General features: G+C 54.2%; 3 protein-coding genes and 2 pseudogenes. 1 reads left to right on the top strand and 4 read right to left on the bottom strand.

What is annotated here, in order from left to right:
* A pseudogene (locus tag ACIP1X_RS28385) lies at window positions 1-99 on the top strand (hypothetical protein); the annotation flags it as partial.
* Window positions 100-365: 266 nt separating this feature from the next.
* Here the strand turns inward: ACIP1X_RS28385 and rplL are convergent.
* The 4 genes and pseudogenes from rplL to rplK form a co-directional block, all read right to left on the bottom strand.
* Window positions 366-731, bottom strand: coding sequence for a 50S ribosomal protein L7/L12 (rplL, locus tag ACIP1X_RS28380; protein WP_053124318.1), 366 nt, complete (start codon window positions 729-731; stop codon window positions 366-368).
* 79 nt (window positions 732-810) lie between these two features.
* Entirely contained in the window at window positions 811-1,311 is a 501-nt protein-coding gene (gene rplJ / locus ACIP1X_RS28375) for a 50S ribosomal protein L10 (RefSeq protein ID WP_053124320.1), read from the bottom strand.
* A 196-nt stretch (window positions 1,312-1,507) separates the two neighbouring features.
* Window positions 1,508-2,203 carry a 50S ribosomal protein L1 gene (gene rplA / locus ACIP1X_RS28370; RefSeq protein ID WP_053124322.1) on the bottom strand — a complete coding sequence of 232 codons (696 nt, stop codon included), beginning with the start codon at window positions 2,201-2,203 and terminating at the stop codon, window positions 1,508-1,510.
* A pseudogene (rplK, locus tag ACIP1X_RS28365) lies at window positions 2,203-2,283 on the bottom strand (50S ribosomal protein L11); the annotation flags it as partial. The gene rplA and the pseudogene rplK, both read right to left, overlap by 1 nt.

Genomic DNA, 2,283 nt, shown 5'->3' with positions numbered 1-2,283 from the left:
TGCTCGAAGAACTTCGGCTTGTATCGCGATCGCACCGGTGCGCTGATTGTCTGCGCGAAAAGCGCTGACAAGCTCATCGACATCCGCAGTCAACTTGCTAAAGTCCTTGCGGATACGTTTTTTCTCAGTATATGAGTAAGCCATCAGCGTTCCCCAGCTTGGTCACCTGCTTGTTTGGCCCCTCCCGACGGGAGCAGCCAGAAAATCGTGCAAACCCCATGGTTTGCGCCACCGCATCGGGTGGTTACAGCGCCTTTATCAGCACCGACCCAGTCGGCTGCCAATAACGGAAAAAGGCCGGTGGCAAGAGCCACCAGCCATCAGCCTGTCGCTTGACGCTCGGGCTGGAGGTGCAAAGTCGAAAGTTACTTAACTTCGACTTCAGCGCCTGCTTCTTCCAGCTTCTTCTTCGCGTCTTCAGCAGCTTCTTTCGAAACGCCTTCAGCGATAACCTGAGGAGCGGTGTCAACCTTCTCCTTGGCTTCTTTCAGACCCAGACCGGTCAGTTCACGTACAGCCTTGATCACGTTGACTTTCTTCTCGCCAGCGCCTTTCAGGATTACGTTGAACTCGGTTTGCTCTTCAACAACAGCGGCAGCAGCAGCTGGACCAGCAGAAGCAGCGGCAGCGGATACGCCGAACTTCTCTTCCATTGCTTTGATCAGCTCAACGATTTCCAGAACCGATTTTTCGCCGATTGCGTCGATGATTTGTTCGTTAGTCAGAGACATGACTTATTTCCTGAATTGGGGGATAGCCTGGAGGCCATCGAAATAAACAAAAATACGCGATAAAAGGAAACGCTCAGCCTTAGGCTGCAGCAGCTTCTTTCTGGTCGCGAAGTGCCGCCAGAGTACGAGCCAATTTGCTGGTAGCGCCTTGAATCACGCTCATCAGCTGGGAAATTGCTTCGTCACGGGTCGGCAGGCTTGCCAGTACGTCGATCTGATTAGCTGCGAGGAACTTGCCCTCGAACGCAGCTGCCTTGATCTCGAACTTGTCCTGACCTTTAGCGAACTCTTTGAACAGACGAGCAGCAGCGCCCGGGTGTTCGTTGGAGAATGCGATCAAGGTCGGGCCGGTGAACACGTCGTTGAGAACACTGTATTCAGTGTCAGCAACAGCGCGCTTGAGCAGGGTGTTACGTACAACACGTACGTAAACGCCAGCTTCACGAGCCTCTTTACGGAGTCCGGTCATTGCGCCTACTGTTACGCCACGTGCATCAACCACGACAGCGGACAGAGCGACTTTGGCAGCCTCGTTGACTTCAGCGACGATGGCCTTCTTGTCTTCGAGATAAATTGCCACGGGTTAACTCCTGCTTGTTACCGTTTCATTCGATCGAAACCGAATGTCGTTTTGGTGTCTGATTCGGTAAGGAACCGGGAGCACCATCTGCGTAGGCTTGTGTATTAAGACTTGCGTCGCCTACGGTCTTGGATAGCCCCCGCCAGGCAGGGACCCCAATCTTTCAATTGACGTGCAAAGCACGCCAACTTTTGTCTTAAGCGTCCAGCGAGCTCTGGTCGATAACCAGACCTGGGCCCATAGTGGTGCTCAGGGTAACGCGCTTAACGTAAATACCTTTCGAGGAAGCTGGCTTGATTCGCTTCAGATCAGCGATCAGGGCTTCAACGTTTTCCTTCAGCTTGACGGCGTCGAAGCCCATCTTGCCAACGGAGGTGTGGATAATGCCGTTTTTGTCGGTGCGATAACGAACCTGACCAGCTTTAGCGTTTTTAACAGCAGTCGCTACGTCTGGAGTTACGGTACCAACCTTAGGGTTAGGCATCAGACCACGTGGGCCGAGGATCTGACCCAGTTGACCTACAACGCGCATTGCATCCGGGGATGCGATCACTACGTCATAGTTCAGGTCGCCGCCTTTCATTTCGGCAGCCAGGTCGTCCATACCTACGCGATCAGCGCCGGCAGCCAGAGCGGCTTCAGCAGCTGGGCCTTGGGTGAACACAGCAACGCGAACGGTCTTGCCAGTGCCGTGTGGCAGCACAGTAGCGCTACGAACAACCTGGTCGGATTTACGCGGGTCTACACCCAGGTTTACAGCAATGTCGAACGACTCGCTGAACTTGACAGTCGACAGCTCAGCCAGCAGGGCAGCAGCATCTACGAAGCTGTAGCTTTTGCCTGCTTCGATTTTGCCGGCGATAGCCTTTTGGCGCTTGGTCAGCTTAGCCATTACACACCCTCCACGTTAAGGCCCATGCTACGAGCGGAACCGGCGATGGTACGCACGGCCGCATCCATATCAGCTGCAGT

Origin of the sequence: Pseudomonas sp. NPDC088885, from assembly GCF_044750025.1 — a bacterium.
GTDB lineage: Bacteria > Pseudomonadota > Gammaproteobacteria > Pseudomonadales > Pseudomonadaceae > Aquipseudomonas > Aquipseudomonas rustica.
Note: the sequence above shows the minus strand (reverse complement) of the source record. Positions and strands in the feature narration are given on the sequence as shown.